The sequence below is a fragment of the Burkholderia sp. SR8 genome (assembly GCF_052851275.1).
On record NZ_JAULUC010000036.1, the window covers coordinates 1 to 16,149 of the forward strand.

Annotated in this window: 15 protein-coding genes and 1 tRNA gene; 9 read left to right on the forward strand and 7 right to left on the reverse strand. The window is 67.4% G+C overall.

What is annotated here, in order from left to right; all coding sequences use genetic code 11:
- A partial coding sequence (locus tag Q3A80_RS29415) for a DUF4136 domain-containing protein (protein ID WP_446332312.1) occupies window positions 1–311 on the reverse strand: 311 nt, incomplete at its 3' end.
- 187 nt (window positions 312–498) lie between these two features.
- On the opposite strand from Q3A80_RS29415, the gene pepN reads away from it, so the two are divergent.
- The 7 genes from pepN (at window position 499) to Q3A80_RS29450 (ending at window position 8,416) form a co-directional block, all read left to right on the forward strand.
- The gene (pepN, locus tag Q3A80_RS29420) at window positions 499–3,192 is read left to right on the forward strand and encodes an aminopeptidase N (protein ID WP_446332313.1); all 2,694 of its coding nucleotides are present in this window, start codon (window positions 499–501) and stop codon (window positions 3,190–3,192) included.
- A 291-nt stretch (window positions 3,193–3,483) separates the two neighbouring features.
- Window positions 3,484–4,497: a class 1 fructose-bisphosphatase gene (locus Q3A80_RS29425; protein WP_446332314.1), complete on the forward strand. Its 1,014-nt coding sequence runs from the start codon at window positions 3,484–3,486 to the stop codon at window positions 4,495–4,497.
- A 207-nt stretch (window positions 4,498–4,704) separates the two neighbouring features.
- Window positions 4,705–4,780: transfer RNA gene (locus Q3A80_RS29430), tRNA-Thr, on the forward strand.
- A gap of 184 nt (window positions 4,781–4,964) precedes the next feature.
- Window positions 4,965–5,774 (forward strand): helix-turn-helix transcriptional regulator, encoded by an 810-nt coding sequence (locus Q3A80_RS29435; RefSeq protein WP_446332315.1) that lies wholly within the window; start codon window positions 4,965–4,967, stop codon window positions 5,772–5,774.
- 180 nt (window positions 5,775–5,954) lie between these two features.
- Window positions 5,955–7,700, forward strand: coding sequence for an FAD-dependent oxidoreductase (locus Q3A80_RS29440; protein ID WP_446332316.1), 1,746 nt, complete (start codon window positions 5,955–5,957; stop codon window positions 7,698–7,700).
- The gene (locus Q3A80_RS29445; RefSeq protein WP_446332317.1) at window positions 7,697–7,915 is read left to right on the forward strand and encodes a hypothetical protein; all 219 of its coding nucleotides are present in this window, start codon (window positions 7,697–7,699) and stop codon (window positions 7,913–7,915) included. The genes Q3A80_RS29440 and Q3A80_RS29445 overlap by 4 nt, the downstream gene beginning before the upstream one ends.
- Window positions 7,916–8,161: 246 nt before the next feature.
- Window positions 8,162–8,416, forward strand: a complete 255-nt coding sequence (locus tag Q3A80_RS29450; RefSeq protein WP_006476609.1) for a GlsB/YeaQ/YmgE family stress response membrane protein — start codon at window positions 8,162–8,164, stop codon at window positions 8,414–8,416.
- Between the two features lie 83 nt (window positions 8,417–8,499).
- On the opposite strand, the gene Q3A80_RS29455 is transcribed toward Q3A80_RS29450, so the two are convergent.
- From Q3A80_RS29455 to Q3A80_RS29470, 4 genes are all read right to left on the reverse strand, one after another.
- Window positions 8,500–8,982 carry a TlpA disulfide reductase family protein gene (locus Q3A80_RS29455; RefSeq protein WP_446332318.1) on the reverse strand — a complete coding sequence of 161 codons (483 nt, stop codon included), beginning with the start codon at window positions 8,980–8,982 and terminating at the stop codon, window positions 8,500–8,502.
- Window positions 8,979–10,256, reverse strand: a complete 1,278-nt coding sequence (locus Q3A80_RS29460; protein WP_446332319.1) for an exo-alpha-sialidase — start codon at window positions 10,254–10,256, stop codon at window positions 8,979–8,981. The genes Q3A80_RS29455 and Q3A80_RS29460 overlap by 4 nt, the downstream gene beginning before the upstream one ends.
- On the reverse strand, window positions 10,244–12,598 hold the full coding sequence (locus tag Q3A80_RS29465) for a TonB-dependent receptor (protein ID WP_446332320.1): 2,355 nt from the start codon (window positions 12,596–12,598) through the stop codon (window positions 10,244–10,246). Before Q3A80_RS29465 ends, Q3A80_RS29460 begins: the two co-directional genes overlap by 13 nt.
- 127 nt (window positions 12,599–12,725) lie before the next feature.
- Complete coding sequence (locus Q3A80_RS29470; RefSeq protein ID WP_446332321.1) at window positions 12,726–13,115, reverse strand: DUF2946 domain-containing protein; 390 nt, start codon at window positions 13,113–13,115, stop codon at window positions 12,726–12,728.
- A 239-nt stretch (window positions 13,116–13,354) separates the two neighbouring features.
- Here Q3A80_RS29470 and Q3A80_RS29475 point away from each other — a divergent pair, with 239 nt between their 5' ends.
- Window positions 13,355–13,459 carry a chorismate mutase gene (locus Q3A80_RS29475; RefSeq protein WP_162484450.1) on the forward strand — a complete coding sequence of 35 codons (105 nt, stop codon included), beginning with the start codon at window positions 13,355–13,357 and terminating at the stop codon, window positions 13,457–13,459.
- Between the two features lie 220 nt (window positions 13,460–13,679).
- The gene (locus tag Q3A80_RS29480) at window positions 13,680–14,273 is read left to right on the forward strand and encodes a chorismate mutase (RefSeq protein ID WP_446332322.1); all 594 of its coding nucleotides are present in this window, start codon (window positions 13,680–13,682) and stop codon (window positions 14,271–14,273) included.
- Window positions 14,274–14,327: 54 nt separating this feature from the next.
- Here Q3A80_RS29480 and Q3A80_RS29485 read toward each other — a convergent pair whose 3' ends face one another.
- Together Q3A80_RS29485 and Q3A80_RS29490 are read right to left on the reverse strand one after the other, a co-directional pair.
- Window positions 14,328–15,455 (reverse strand): exonuclease domain-containing protein, encoded by a 1,128-nt coding sequence (locus tag Q3A80_RS29485; protein ID WP_446332323.1) that lies wholly within the window; start codon window positions 15,453–15,455, stop codon window positions 14,328–14,330.
- A gap of 159 nt (window positions 15,456–15,614) precedes the next feature.
- Window positions 15,615–15,818 carry a cold-shock protein gene (locus Q3A80_RS29490; protein ID WP_006476615.1) on the reverse strand — a complete coding sequence of 68 codons (204 nt, stop codon included), beginning with the start codon at window positions 15,816–15,818 and terminating at the stop codon, window positions 15,615–15,617.
- Between the last annotated feature and the right edge of the window lie 331 nt (window positions 15,819–16,149).

The following is a 16,149-nucleotide window of genomic DNA, read 5'->3' on the forward strand; positions in this document are numbered from 1 at the left end:
TGCGGCACCGTCACCAGATCGCTGCCGACGCCGTACGCGAGACCGACCAGATAGCGGGCCTGCGCGGCCGGCACCTGGCGGAACGCGTACGCAGACAATTCGTTCGCGACGATCGGCTCGTAGGTCGACTGCTCGATGCTGTGCTTCTGCGCGTCGGTGCGCGTGAAGGCGTAAGTGCGTGTCGCGTCGCTGCCGTTCCAGTCGGAGAAGGCCGTGACCTGCGTCGTCACGTAGCTCGTGCAGCCCGCCAGCAGCGCCACGCACAGCACCGCCGCCCAGCCCGCACCGCGTTGTATCCATTCGCGTTTCATGTCGATCCTCGTCGATCCGTCACCCGTTCGTCGCACCGCGCGAAGCGCACGGGATGCCGATAATACGCGGACTCCCGGAACCGGTAAAAAGTTCGCGGCGGCACGCGGCCGCAAGCCTTTGTACAATGGCCCGGTTCACCCGGCCCGCGCCGCGGGCCCGATCCCCACTCCACCGACCTCGACGACCATGTCCGACAACGCCTCCTCCACCGTGATCCGCCGCGCCGACTACACGCCGCCGGCCTTTCTCATCGATTCCGTCGCACTCGAATTCGATCTCGCACCGGCCCGCACGATCGTCAGGAATACGATGCGCGTGCGCCGCAATCCGGACGCGGCGCCCAACCCGCATCTGGAGCTGATGGGCGAAGCGCTCGAATTCCTCGGCGCGCAGCTCGACGGCGCGCCGTACGGCGCGGTGCGCGCACACGAACACGGGCTCACCGTCGAAAACGTCCCCGATGCGTTCGAGCTCACGCTCGACAGCGCATGCGCGCCGGACCAGAACACGACGCTGTCGGGCCTGTACGTGTCGAGCGGCAACTTCTTCACGCAGTGCGAGGCCGAAGGCTTTCGCCGCATCACGTACTTCCTCGACCGTCCCGACGTGATGGCGTCGTACACCGTCACGCTGCGTGCCGACAAGGCCGCGTATCCGGTGCTGCTGTCGAACGGCAACCTCGTCGACTCGGGCGAGCTGCCCGACGGCCGCCACTTCGCGAAATGGGAAGACCCGTTCCGCAAGCCGAGCTACCTGTTCGCGCTGGTCGCGGGCAAGCTCGTCGCGATCGAGGAGACGATCACGACCGGCTCGGGCAAGGAAAAGCTGCTGCAGGTGTGGGTCGAACCGGCCGACCTCGACAAGACCCGCCACGCGATGGATTCGCTGATCCACTCGATCCGCTGGGACGAGAAGCGCTTCGGTCTCGAGCTCGATCTCGACCGCTTCATGATCGTCGCCGTCGGCGACTTCAACATGGGCGCGATGGAGAACAAGGGGCTCAACATCTTCAACACGAAGTACGTGCTCGCGAACCCCGAGACCGCGACCGACACCGATTTCGCGAACATCGAGTCGGTGGTGGGACACGAGTACTTCCACAACTGGACCGGCAACCGCGTGACCTGCCGCGACTGGTTCCAGCTGAGCCTGAAGGAAGGGCTGACGGTGTTCCGCGACCAGGAATTCTCGGCCGACATGGCCGCAGGCGACGACGTGGCATCCGCGGCCCGCGCGGTCAAGCGCATCGAGGACGTGCGCGTGCTGCGCCAGCTGCAGTTCGCCGAGGATGCGGGCCCGATGGCGCATCCGGTGCGCCCGGAAAGCTACGTCGAGATCAACAACTTCTACACGATGACCGTCTACGAGAAAGGCTCGGAAGTCGTGCGGATGTACCAGACGCTGTTCGGCCGCGACGGGTTCCGCAAGGGGATGGACCTGTACTTCCAGCGCCACGACGGCCACGCCGTGACCTGCGACGACTTCCGTCACGCGATGGCCGATGCGAACGGGCGCGACCTTGCGCAGTTCGAGCGCTGGTACAGCCAGGCCGGCACGCCGCGCGTGTCGGTGCGCACCGCGTACGACGCGGCCGCGCGCCGCTACACGGTCACGCTCGTGCAGGGCTACGGCGACGCGTCGCCGGCCGCGCGCGACACGCAGCAAGGGCCGCTGCTGATCCCGTTCGCGCTCGGCCTGATCGGCCGCGACGGCCGCGACCTGCCGTTGCGTCTCGACGGCGAAGACGCGGCGGCGGGCACGACGCGCGTGCTCGACTTCACCGATACCGAGCAGACCTTCACGTTCGTCGACGTGCCCGAACAACCGCTGCCGTCGCTGCTGCGCAATTTCTCGGCGCCGGTGGTCGTCGAGTACGACTACAGCGACGACGACCTCGCGTTCCTGCTCGCGCACGACAGCGACCCGTTCAACCGCTGGGAAGCCGGCCAGCGCCTCGCGACGCGCGCGCTGCTGACGCTCGCGTCGCGCGCCGCCGCGAACGAGCCGCTCACGCTCGGCGAGAACTTCGTCGCCGCGTTCCGCCGCGTGCTGACCGATGCGAGCCTGTCGCCCGCGTTCCGCGAACTGGCGCTGACGCTGCCGTCGGAAACCTATCTGGCCGACCAGATGGCCGAAGCCGATCCGGCGGCCGTGCATCGCGCACGCCAGTTCGTGCGCCGCCAGCTCGCGACCGCGCTGCGCGCCGAGTGGCTCGCCGCGTACGAGCAGCACCAGACGCCGGGCGCATACGAGCCGACGCCAGAAGCATCGGGCCGCCGCGCGCTGAAGAACCTCGCGCTCGCGTATCTCGCCGAACTCGAGGATCCGGCCGAAGCCGTGCGCATCGCGACCGCGCAGTACGACGCGGCGAACAACATGACCGATCGCGCCGCGGCGCTCGGTGCACTGTTGTCCGCGGCGGCGGCCGGTGCCGACGACGCGGCCGCGCGCGCGCTCGACGACTTCTACCACCGCTTCGACAAGGAAGCGCTCGTGATCGACAAGTGGTTCGCGATGCAGGCCGCGCAGCGCGGCACACCGGCCCAGCCGACGCTCGCGAAGGTGCGCAAGCTGATGGCTCACCCGGCGTTCAACCTGAAGAATCCGAACCGCGCACGCTCGCTGATCTTCAGCTTCTGCGCGGCGAACCCCGCGCAATTCCACGCGGCCGACGGCTCGGGTTACGCGTTCTGGGCCGAACAGGTGCTCGCGCTCGACGCGATCAACCCGCAGGTCGCCGCCCGCCTCGCGCGCTCGCTCGAACTGTGGCGCCGCTTCACGCCGACGCTGCGCGATCGCATGCGCGAAGCGCTCGAGCAGGTCGCGGCCGGCGCGAAATCGCGCGACGTGCGGGAGATCGTCGAGAAGGCGCTCGCGTAATAGCCGACACACGCGACCGCGTCGCGCGCTCGGCCGCGACGAAGCCGGTGCCGCCCCGTTGCGGCACCGGCTTTTTTATCGGCTGAAGGTTCGCGGGGTCGGAGCCGGACAACGCTTCGAGCGCCCCGCTTCCACTGCGCGGCAGGGCCGCGCGCCCGCGCCGCGCACGCCCCACCGCGGCCTGAATCGGCGGCCGCGTCATGTAACCGGACGAAAAAAGGCCGCGGGCCGGGAGGCACGCCGGGTAAAATTGCGGCAATTCAAGGATTCTTTGGCCTCTCGGAGTCTGTCATGTCCATTGCCCGCCGCACCACGCTGTCCAAGTTCCTGATCGAACAGCAGCGTGAGACCAACAACCTCCCCGCCGACCTCCGCCTGCTGATCGAAGTCGTCGCCCGCGCGTGCAAGGCGATCAGCTACAACGTGTCGAAGGGCGCGCTCGGCGATGCGCTCGGTACCGCCGGCAGCGAGAACGTCCAGGGCGAAGTGCAGAAGAAGCTCGACATCCTGTCGAACGAGATCCTGCTCGACGCGAACGAATGGGGCGGCAACCTCGCCGCGATGGCGTCGGAGGAAATGGAAACGTTCTTCCCGATCCCCGCGAACTATCCGCGCGGCGAATACCTGCTCGTGTTCGACCCGCTCGACGGCTCGTCGAACATCGACGTGAACGTGTCGATCGGCACGATCTTCTCGGTGCTGCGCTGCCCGGACGGCAAGCAGGCCACCGAGGAATCGTTCCTGCAGCCGGGCACCGAGCAGGTCGCCGCGGGCTACGCTGTGTATGGCCCGCAAACGGTATTCGTGCTGACGACCGGCAACGGCGTGAACTGCTTCACGCTCGACCGCGAAGTCGGCTCGTGGGTGCTCACGCAAAGCAACATGCAGATCCCGGCCGATACGCGCGAATACGCGATCAACGCGTCGAACGCGCGCCACTGGTACGAGCCGGTGCAGCGCTATGTCAACGAACTGAACGCCGGCAAGGATGGCCCGCGCGGCGACAATTTCAACATGCGCTGGATCGCATCGATGGTCGCCGACGTGCACCGGATCCTGAACCGCGGCGGCATCTTCATGTACCCGGCCGACAAGCGCACGCCCGATCGTCCGGGCAAGCTGCGCCTGATGTACGAAGCGAACCCGATGTCGTTCATCGTCGAACAGGCGGGCGGCGCCGCGACGACGGGCACGCAGCGCATCATGGAAGTGCAGCCGACCGGCCTGCACCAGCGCGTGCCGGTGTTCCTCGGTTCGAAGAACGAAGTCGAGCGCGTGACGAGCTATCACAACGAAGGCAAATAAATTTGCACCGCAGCACTGGACGAAGGCGCGAGACCTCAGTACAATCGCGCCTTCGCGATGTGGCCCTAGTGGCTGCATCGCAGTGAAGTGAAAGCGGGAAGTCCGCCGGATCGATGGTTTCGCGAAGCAGCGGCAGCAAGCTGAAAAAAATTCGCAAAACCTATTGCCAAGATCTCGGATATCACCATATAATTTCATTTCTCTGCTGCCGGTGTAGCTCAGTTGGTAGAGCAGCGCATTCGTAATGCGAAGGTCGTAGGTTCGACTCCTATCTCCGGCACCAAGATATAAAGGCCTGACAAGTGATGCTTGTCAGGCCTTTTCTCTTTTGCGGCCACGTTTCCGATGCGCGGATCGTGCGCCCTGTCCTCGCCTCGCCGCTGCATTCCGCTTGCGGGCATCTCCCGACTGCCGCGCCGCGCGCCGCCGACTACAATCGCCGGATCACCGGCCCTCTCCCAAGCACCATGCGCACCTGGCGTCTCGAGCGACCGAACCTCGGCGGGCAGCTGGACGTGTCCCGCGCAACCGGCCTCGTCGCCGCGATCGGCGGCAGCGAGCCGAACGCGTTCGCCGCGGAAATCCTGAAGCTGTTCGACGATGCGCTGTCCGTCACGCAGTGCACGATCTTCGCGTACGAGTTCGGCAACCGGCCGCGCACGGTGTCGGTCGCCGATCATCGCGGCGGCCGCTACCTGCGCGATGTCGCCGATACCTACGCACGACACTTCTATGCGCTCGACGGCAACCAGACCATCGTGTCGGCCGCCGGCCGCGGCACGCATCGCCGCGACGTGCTGCTGCATCAGCAGGCCGGCGACGAGATCGGCCACGATGCGTATCGCGCCGCCTGCTACCGCGGCCCCGACGTCTCCGATCGCCTCGCGCTGCTGATGCAGCCGAACGACGCGACGTGGCTGTCGATCAACCTGTATCGCGCGCATCGCAGCGGCGCGTTCCAGCCGCGCGAGATCGCGGCCATCGAGACGCTCGCGCCGCTGATCGCGCAGGCCGCGCAGCATCACTACACGCTCACGGGTTCGGCGCAGATCGGCATTCCGCAACGGATGCTCGCGCGGCTGCGCGCGGCGTGTCCGGCGCTGTCCAAGCGCGAACTCGACGTGCTGCGCGGCGTGCTCGAAGGCCGCACCGCGCAGGAGATCGGCGACACGATCGGCGTGAAGACATCGAGCGTCGTCACGTACCAGAAGCGCGCGTACCGCCGGCTCGGCATCTCGAGCCAGCGCCAGTTGTTCGCGCTGTGCGTGCAACCGTGAGCGGCACCTCGCGGGCCTGAACGCGTCCGGGTAAATCCCGGCCCGGCGGCTGCCGATCGTTGTACCCGGAATGGGGACAGCGGGGCCCCGCGCGGCTTCCATACTTGCATCCACCCTGCCGCACGCGTCGCGTCGCCGAGCGTGCGCGCGTGCCCGCTCACTGCAACCTGGAAGCCAACGATGGACATCGCATTCAAGCCATATCCGTTCGTCGCCGCACGCCACCCCGCGCGCCTGCCGCCGTGCAACGACGGTGTCGACACGCAGCGGCACCGCGTCGCGATCGTCGGCGGCGGGCCGGTCGGCCTCGCCGTCGCGCTCGGTCTCGCGAACCACGGCATCCGCAGCGTGCTGCTCGAAGCCGACGATTCGGTATGTCACGGCAGCCGCGCGATCTGCATCTCGCGACGCAGCCTCGAAATCATCGAGCGGCTCGGCGCGCTCGACGATTTCCTGCGCGTCGGACTGCCGTGGACCGGCGGCCGCAGCTTCTATCGTCACGACGAAGTGCTGCACTTCACGATGCCGCAGGACGAGAACCAGAAGCTGCCGCCGATGGTGAACCTCGCGCAATACCACATCGAGCAGTTCCTCCTCGATGCCGCGCTGCGCCGCCCCGATCTCATCGAGATTCGCTGGCAGACGAAGGTCGTCGGGCTCCGCCAGCACACGGACGGCGTGCGCGTCGACGTCGACACGCCGCTCGGCGACTACGCGCTCGATGCGGACTGGCTCGTCGCAAGCGATGGCGGACGCAGCACGATCCGCGACGCGCTCGGCCTGTCGCTGCAGGGAACGCGTTACGAAGGCCGCTACGTGATCGTCGACATCGCGCTCGACAGCGACCGGCCGACCGAGCGGCTCGCGTACTTCGACCCGCCGTCGAATCCCGGCTCGACGGTGCTCGTCCACAAACAGCCCGACAACGTGTGGCGGATCGACTACCAGCTGCGCGACGGCGAGGATCCCGAAGCGGCCGTGAAGCCCGAGAACGTGATCCCGCGCGTGCAGAGCCTGCTCGACATGATGGGCGAGCGCGGCGCCTGGTCGCCGATCTGGATCACGATCTACAAGGCCAATGCGCTGACGCTCGAGCGCTACCGGCACGGCCGTGTGCTGTTCTGCGGCGACGCCGCGCATCTCGTGCCGATCTTCGGCGTGCGCGGCGCGAATTCGGGTATCGACGACGCCGACAACGTCGCGTGGAAACTGGCGTACGCGATTCGCGGACTCGCGTCGGATGCGCTGCTCGACAGCTATTCGGACGAACGCGTGTTCGCGACGCACGAGAACCTGCGCTACGGCACGAAGAGCACCGAGTTCATGGCACCGCCGTCGTTCGCGTTCGAACTGATGCGCAAGGCCGTGCTGACGCTCGCGGCCCGGCATCCGCCGCTGCGCTCGCTGATCAATCCGCGCCAGACGTCTGCGATCGCCTATACGGCATCGCCGCTCAATGCGATCGAACGCGATGCGTTCTCGGCCGGACCGGCGCCCGGCACGGTACTCGCGGAGTGTCCGCTGATGGTGTACACGGTGCCCGAGCGCGGCAGCGACGCCGCCGCACGGCGCGCCCATCTGACCGATCTCGTCGGCGCGCGATTCACCGCGTTCCGCTTCACGCTCGACGGCGCACGCGATCCGTCGTTCGACGAACTCGAACGGCGGCTGCACGACGCCGGCCTGCCGTTCGCACTCGTCACGCTCGCGCGGCACGCGGCACCGCATCGACCGCGCTGCGACGGCTTCGATGCCGACGGCAGGTTGTTCGACCTGTACGGCGCGCGCGCCGGCACCGTCTATCTCGTGCGTCCGGACGGACATGTGCTCGGCCGCTGGCACGATGCACGCGTGGGCGACGTGAGCGACGCACTCGAACGCGCGCTTCATCCGTACACGCGCGCCGATCCTCAGGAGAACGCATGATGACCGATACCGAACGCGACAGCCTCTATACCGACCTGTGCCGCACGATGACCCGCGTCGGCGAAACCGACGCATCGCTCTTTCTCGCCCGCTTCGCGCTGCTGGCGATCGACGCGATCGGCGAGGCCGCGACCGTCGCGAGCCTGATTGCCGACGCAGGCGACGGCCTGCCCGACACAGGTGCCGTGGCCCGCGCGACGCCGGCTGGCACATGATTCGTCATTCGCCGTTTCTTACAAATATATTTCGACGCGCATTGTCCACGCGCGCGTCGCGCGCTAGCCAGACGAATTCCCTGGAAAAACCCGTTAAGCGTGCATAACATTACTTAACGATTCCGACCCGTCTATCGCGTTACATTGCGAAAGGCGGCGCGGCGGGTCGCAGTGCCGCCTTCATGCAGCTTGCGGCGAAACAGCCGGCGTCCGGTCATTTCGACTCAACACAAGGAGAGGATCACCATGACTCATGGCTTGATTATGTGGCTCATCATCGGCGCGATCGCCGGCTGGCTGGCGGGCCTGCTCGTCAAGGGCGGCGGGTTCGGACTGATCGTCGACATCATCGTCGGCATCGTCGGCGCGGTGATCGGCGGCTGGCTCGCCGGGCTGCTCGGCATCAGCATCGGCAGCGGCTTCATCGGCTCGGTGATCGTCGCGGTCATCGGCGCCGTGATCCTGCTGTTCGTGATCCGGCTATTCAGGCGCGCGGCCTGACGATCTTCTCGCGCGCCTTCGGGCGCGCTGTCGTTTCATGCATCGCAGCGGCGCGCGGCATCCGACGCGCGCCGCCGTCCGTTTCAGCGGCGCTTGCCGCGCTGCAGCCAGCCGTCGAGCACGTCGGTCGTCAGCAATCCGCTGCGCGCTTCGCGCGCACCATCGCGTCCGATCCACACGGTACGCGGCATTTCTCCGCGCCATCCCGCATCGAGCGCCGTTCGCAATCGCTCCGGCATCGGCTCCGCGTTCGCATACTGCGCGACCTGCGGCGGCAGGTTCATTTGCGCGAGCGCCTGTGCGATCGTCGCGCCGTTGTCGTCGTACGCGTCCATCGCGATCATCGCGAGTTGCACGTCCGGATGCCGGCGCTGCCACGCGACGAGATGCGCGGCGTTTTCGCGGCAGTATCCGCAATCGAGCGACCAGATCTCGACCGCGAGCGGCCGTTCCTGCGCGCTCGCATACAGCTTCGCGACCTCGGCCGCGCGCAGCGGCCGCAGTTCGCCGGCCCATGCCGGCAGACTCGCGAGCGCGGCACCGATCCATACGATCCATCGTTTCATCGCGCGCCCTCCACCGGGAACAGCCGGTAGCCGTCGTTACGCGTACGCCACGACAGGTAGATGCGGCCCGCATCGTCGAGCAACTGGGGGTTGTCGCTCGCGCCCGACGTCGACGCGATCACGCGCGGCGCCGACCAGTGCTCGCCGCGATCGTCCGAGCGGCGCAGCTTGATCTGCATCGTGTCGCCGTCGAACGCCTTCCACGCAAGCCATACGACGTCGCCGTGAGCGGCGAGTGCCGCGTGCGACGCCTGCTCGGCCGGCACCGCCGGATTCGCGCCGAACGCCCACGGCGTGCCGCGCGGCGCGCCGTCGGCGCCGATACGCGAATAGAACACGTCGGCGCGGCCGTCGACGACGCCGAACCACGCGATATGGCGCGTGCCGTCCGGCGTGATCGCGAGCGCCGGTCCGTGTTCGGGGCACGCTTCGACATGCCAGTTCGAGAACGTCGCACGCACCGGCACGACGGGCTCCGTCGCCGAGACGGGCAACACCGCGAGCGCATGATCACGGATCTGCCCGGGGAACACGTTGCGCCACACGGCTTCGATGTGTCCCGCCGGGTCGATCGCCATCGCGATCCGGCAGCATTCGCACGTGTGGTCGGTCACCTTGCGCTCGGGTTCGAACGACGCGCCGCCGTCGCGCGACACCGCGTAGTAGACGGCCGCGCCGTCGTACGCGTGCCCGGCCGCCTTCGCCGCGACGAGATCGCGCTTGTCGATCCACGCGATCGCGACGTTGCCGGCCGGATCGACGGCCATCATGTCGAAGCGGTGCGTGATCGCCTGCCTGTCGCGATGCACGGTGACGGGCACGCTCCACGTCGCGCCGCCGTCGAGCGACCGCGAGAAGCGCACCATGCCGGTGTACGGCGCATCGAGCGGCATCGACCACGACACGTACACCGCGCGGCCGTCCGGGCTCGCCGCGACTTTCGGCCGATTCTCCGCGCTCGTGTAGACCGGCTCGGGCATGGCGTTGACGGTCACGGGCGCAGACAGCGTGCGACCCGCGTCGTCCGAATGCGCGACGACGACATGCGCGCCTTCGACCCATGCGATCCACAGCCGGTGCCGCGCGTCGAATGCGGCGCCGGTCGCGAGCGGCTGCTTCTGTTGCGCCGGCGTGCCCTGCATGCTCATGTGCGCGGCATGCGGATCGGCGGTCTTCCGCCCATCTTGCGCATCCTGCGCGTCATGCGCGCCGGCGGACGACAGCGCCGCGAGCCACAGCGCGCAGCCCGCCGCGAACGATTTCACAGCGACCATTTCAGTTCTCCAAAGAAAGTGCGGCCCGGATACGGGTGGAACACGTAGTAGCGGCGGTCCGTCAGGTTGTCGATGCCGACCGACGCGGTCCAGTGACGGTCGAACCGGTAGCGCGCCTTCAGGTCGACGACCGTGAACACGCTCGTGCCGCCGTACACGTCCGGATTCACGTCGCTGTTGTCGAGCGTATTGAACTGGCGGCCCGAATAGCGGACACCGACGCTCGCGAGCCAGTGCTCGTCGAAGCGGTACGACGCGAGCAGGTTCGCGCGCATGCGCGGAATGCGCGGAAAGCGCGAGCCGACGTACGCGGGATTCGCGGTGTCCGCGAGGATCTGCGCATTGCTCGCCGACACGTTCGCGTCGATGTCGAGCCCGCGCAGCCCGACGTTCCGGCCGCTGAAGCCGAGTTCGACGCCGCGCACCCGCACGCGGTCGACGTTCGAGATGTTGGTGACGGTCGACGCACCCGACACCGTCGTCTGGCTGTAGATCGAATCGCGCAGGTCGCTCTGGAACACGCTGGCGCGCACGACGCCGACGCCGACGTCGCGCTCGGCCGTGAAGTCCCAGTCGATCGCCTTTTCCGGCCGCAGGTTCGGGTTGTGGTTGACGATCGCGTTGCTCGAGATCGTGCCCTGGAACAACTCGCCGACCGTCGGGAAACGCGTGCCGGTCGCAAACGACAGGCGGAAACGCCACACGTCCGTCGCATCCCATTGCACGGCGAGCTTCGGCGACAGCGCGTTCGCGCTGCGCTCGGCATAGCCGAGCGTGCCGTTCGCGTTGCCGAGCGCGCCACCATACGCATCCCAGCGCTCGTAGCGCAGGCCGAGCGTCGCGAGCCAGCCGGGTGCGAAACGCCACGCATCCTGCGCGAACAGCGCCTGCGTGCGCGTGTCGCCCCGGTAGACGCTCGCAAGCGACGTGGTGGGCCCGGCCAGCCAGTCGGCCGTGTTGTACGTGACGTTGCGCAGGAAATAGTTGTCGTAGTGATAGCCGAACGTGAGCGTGTGGCCCTTCACCTGTGGCGCTTCGGCCTTCAGATCCAGCGTGCGCCAGCCGGTGCCGTCACCCTGGAACAGCGTGCCGGCGCCGCCCTGCACCGTCGATGCGGCGCGCAGCACGTCGCGCGACACGTCGTATGCGGACACCACGCCCGACAGCCGCCAGCCCGAATCCAGCCGGCCGTTCAGCCCGAGCGCGTACAGCCAGTTCTCCTGGTCGCCGCGCTGCGGCGCGAACGCGCTCGGCGCGACGGTCATGTTCCGGCCGCCGATCGACACGTTGCCGCCGTAGACCGGATTGCCGGCCGCATCGCGCAGGAAGGTTTCGCCGTGCTGCCGGTAATGGTTCTCCCAATGGCCGAGCGTCAGCGTCGCGTCGACATGGTCGGTGAACGCGTAGCCCATCCGGACCGTCTCGTTCAGCTGTTCGGTCCGCTCGATGTTCTGCGCGCCGACGATCGTGCGCGGCTTGCCGTTGGGCCCGACGTCGGCCGCCGCGCCCGTCACGGGCAGCGCGGCGCCGAGCCGCGGGTTGTACGCGGCATTGGGGCTCGCATACTGCATCGGCTGACCGTCGTTCTCGAGCCGGTCGAGCGACAGCGAGAACCAGAACTTGCCGACGCGGTTCGCGATCCGCGCGGTCTGGTGATTGCCGCCGAAGCTGTCCGCCAGGCCGTAGCCGTCGCGATAGCGCTGCGTGAAGAACTGCGTCGACAGCGACGCCTCGAGCTTGTCGGGGCGCCGCGTCGTCAGCAGCACGGTCGAGCCGATCGCGTTGCCCGGATACAGCGCGGAAAAAGGGCCATACAGCACGTCGACGCGCGCGATGTCGTCGGGCGCGATCAGCGACCAGCGCGGCGGATACGCGTAGCTCGAGCCGAGCAGGTTCGACAGCAGCAGGCCGTCGGCGTAGACGAGCCCGCGCGCGCTCTGCAGCTCGTTGAAGTCGCGGCCGGCGAACACGCTGTTGCGGTCGCCGATGTAGCGCTTGCGCACCATCAGGTTGGGCGCGTACTTCAGCGCGTCCTCGGTGGTGACGTTGGTGTGCGCGTCGATCTGCTCGCGCGTGATCGACTCGACGACTGCCGGCGTATCGGGATCGACGGGTTGCCGCTGCGCGGTGACGCTGACCGCGCGCAGCGTATCGCCCGCCGGCGCGGACCCGGCTGCGGCAATCGCCGCGGCGCCGCCGGCGGGGTTACCGGCGCCGCCGGGCGCCGCGGCGCCGGATGCGCGATCGATGGAGGCCGCCTGCGCGGCCGGCCAGGCAAATGCGGCCGCGCACGCGAGCGCGAGCCGGCCGCGCGACGGTCGCGCGGCGAAGGTGAACGACATGGATGCATTCCTGAAAACGTGATCGGACGCCGCCAGGCCCGAGCCGCCGCACCGCGCGCATGCGGCGCGGCGCGCGGACCGGGCCGCGGGCGGCACGCGCGCCACCGGGGCGCGCGGACGCTATCAATCAGATCGGGACGTTTTCAGGCGGACCGCGCGGCTGCGCGAGACGGATGCCCTTGCGGGGAAAATCGGGAACGACGGGGGCGGCGGCGCGGTAGGCGAACGCACGCACGAAACCCGGCAATGCGGGCAGGCTCGAGCCGAGCGCGACGTTCGCCGCGAAGCCCGGGCAGTACACGCAGTGCGCTACGCCGGCATGGTCGAACGACGACGTGCCGCGCTCGTCGCGGGATTGCGCGAGCACGATCTGGCGTGCGCCCGCCGCACTGCACAATTCGAGCGTGAGCTCGCCGGAACCGCTCGACGCGAGACGCGCGTAGCCGACGACGGGCGACAGTACGTTCAGTACCAGCGCCAGCCATACGAGGCCGATCCATCGCGTCGTTCGTTTCATCGCGGTTCAGAAAAAAGTGCGCGCAAGTATAACAAGCGACCCGATTGTTGCCGACTGTGCAGGGCCAATAGCCGGCATCGCACGGCATGCGGCAGCGCATGTGCCGTTAATACAACAGAGACAAAATCTAACGATTCGCCACTGGCAAAAATCCAAGCACGAGGTTGATAATCATTGAACCTGTTGGAGAAACGACCATGGACGAAAGACCAACCCGCATGCCCCCGCCCGAGCAAGTAATGAGCCCGGATCCGGAACCGGTCGGCGTGGAATTCCTCGCCGAATTGCCCGAGCATGTCCGGGCATTCTTCGACGAGCAGCACAAGCTGTACTCGCCGAAGTGAACCTGCGTTCCGTTCCGTAACCGCCACGTGTCGATCGAGATCGTGCGGTTCATCGCTGCGTTTTCGGCGCAGATCGCATCGCACCCGGGCTGCAACGGCCTGACGGTGCCGGATCAGCGCGTCCGCTGATTCTTCTGTCGCGACGTTCCGCCGCGCGACTGTCTTCGTCTATCCTTCTGGTTTTCCCTCTCCTGCCCGCCGGGCTGTCCCGATCATTCCGATGAAGCAAGCCATTCGTGCCAGCATTGCTGTCGCCGCGCTAGGCGTCGCCGTCCTTTCGTCATCGCCCGTCGCCCGCGCCGACGGCGACGATACCGCGCTCACCAATCTCGTCGCGCTCGCGTCGCAGCGGCTCGCGCTCGCCGAACCGGTCGCGCGCTGGAAATGGGCGAACCACAAGGCAATCGAGGACCGGCCGCGCGAGGCGGCACTGCTCGAGTCGGTGCAGCAGCGCGCGGAACAGGCGGGCATCGATCCGGCATTCGCGCGGACGTTCTTCGAGGATCAGATTGCCGCGAGCAAGGATGTGCAGAACGCGCTCTTTACAACCTGGCGCGCGACACGGCCGCCGGAGGGCACGCCGCCCGACCTCGCGACCAGCACGCGGCCGGCGCTCGACCAGCTCACGCAGAAGATGCTCGCCGGCCTCGCACAGGTCGCGCCGCTGCGCGACGCCCCGGACTGCCAGGCGCGGCTCGCCCGCAGCATCGCGAACTGGAAAACGCTCACCCGCTACGACTCGACCCGGACGCAGGCACTCGGCACCGCGCTGTCGCATGTCTGCGCCGCCGGCGGCGCCAGCGCGATCGGCTGACCGCGCTCGACGCCGACCGCCGGGCCGCAGCGCGCAGCGCTCAGCGCTCAGCGCTCAGTCGGCGGCCGCGAACGCCGCGAGCGGAATCAGTTGCAGCCCGCGCGCGAGATGGGTCTGCAGCAGGCGATGGGTATGGGGTTCGAACGGGCCATCCGTGCCGTCGGCCACGAGGCGCATGGCCGCGTCCAGCGACTCGGCCACACCGAGGTAGCGCCAGCCGTCGATCACGTGAAAGAGGCGGCGCTCGCCGCTCGCTTCGAACGCGACCGCGCCGTCGAACGGCCAGGGCGCACTACCCGAACGGGCGGTATTCGCGGCGGGACGCCGGTTGTACGACGGACGCAGCTGGGCAATCCACTGCGCTTCCGCGAGCATCGCGCCGAGTTCGTTGCCGGTCTCCCGCCATTCGACGCGCCGCACCTGCTGCGCAATCCGCATTTCCTTCGACGAGCGCCGCTCGCCGGTCAACAGCGCGCGCAAGCGCTGCCGCACGCGCACGCTGCGCCCGACGTAAAGGGCTTCGTCGCCCTCGCCGAACAGCGCGTACGCACCGCATCCGGCCGGCGCGGTGTCGAGCCACGCTTCGGTCAGGTCGCCGCCGAGCCGGAAGTGACGCGTCGTGCGCGCGATCTGCTCGCGCAGACGCTCGAGCGGCACGATCTCGTGCAGTTGCCGCCAGAACTGCCAGAGGAGATCGGCATCCGCGAGCGCGCGGTGGCGAGCCGCCGGCACCAGCCCATGCCGCTCGATCAACGCATCGAGGCCATGCCGCGCCTCGCGCGGAAACAGCGCACGCGACAGCCGCACCGTGCACAGCACGTCCGGATTGAACGCGATGCCGGCGCGCTCGAATTCGGCGCGCAGAAAGCCGCGGTCGAAGCTCGCGTTGTGCGCGACGAACAGCTTGCCGTCGAGACGCTCGAACAGCGCGGGCGCGAGCGACGCGAACGACGGCGCATCCCGCACCATGTCGTCCGAAATACCGGTCAGTTGCTGGATGAACGGGGGAATCGCCTGCCCCGGGTTGACGAGCGTCGTCCACGTCGATACGCCGAGCGGCCCGATTTCGACCACGCCGATTTCGGTGATGCGGTGTTCGGCGGTCGAGCCACCGGTGGTTTCAAGGTCGACGAAGACGAGCGGCTGTTCGCTGGCGGAATCGGACGGACAGGAATCGGACATGAAAAGACTGGGAAACGATGCTTTCGTGAGTATGCACCGGCATGCGTGTTCGCGGCCAGTGCGCGCCGGAACGGATTCGCCGGCCGGCGGTTTTCGTGCCCCAGAATGCAAAAGCCCCCGCAATGCGGGGGCCGGACATGATCGGCAGAGCGTGGCGCGTCAGACCGCCTGGATATTCGCTGCCTGCTTGCCTTTCGGCCCGACTTTCACGTCGAAGGAAACGCGCTGGTTTTCCTTCAGCGTTTTGAAGCCGTCCATCCGGATTTCGGAAAAGTGCGCAAACAAATCTTCGCCGCCATTGTCCGACGTAATAAAGCCAAAACCTTTAGCATCGTTAAACCATTTTACGATACCGGTATCCATACCTTCGTTCCCCACTCGTTTAGATCAAAAAAGCTACCGTTATAGCCGCCTCCCGAAATCCCGCAACAGCGCGCCGCCACCCACCCCCAGCGCTCCGCCCGGGGACGGAGTGCTGACTTTATAAATTGGACAATCCGGGTGCGTCAAGGGAATTTTTGGCGCTTTCTTTATCGAAGAAACGCCAATAGCACTGGAATCGGTACACCATCGCCTTTTATTAATTGATCCGCATCAAAAACCTGTCAATGTTACCGGGATCGGATCACACATAATCGAAATGATGAAAAAGCTACCGGGGACAAATCGCGTCGGTAAAATCCTCGGGTTTTTT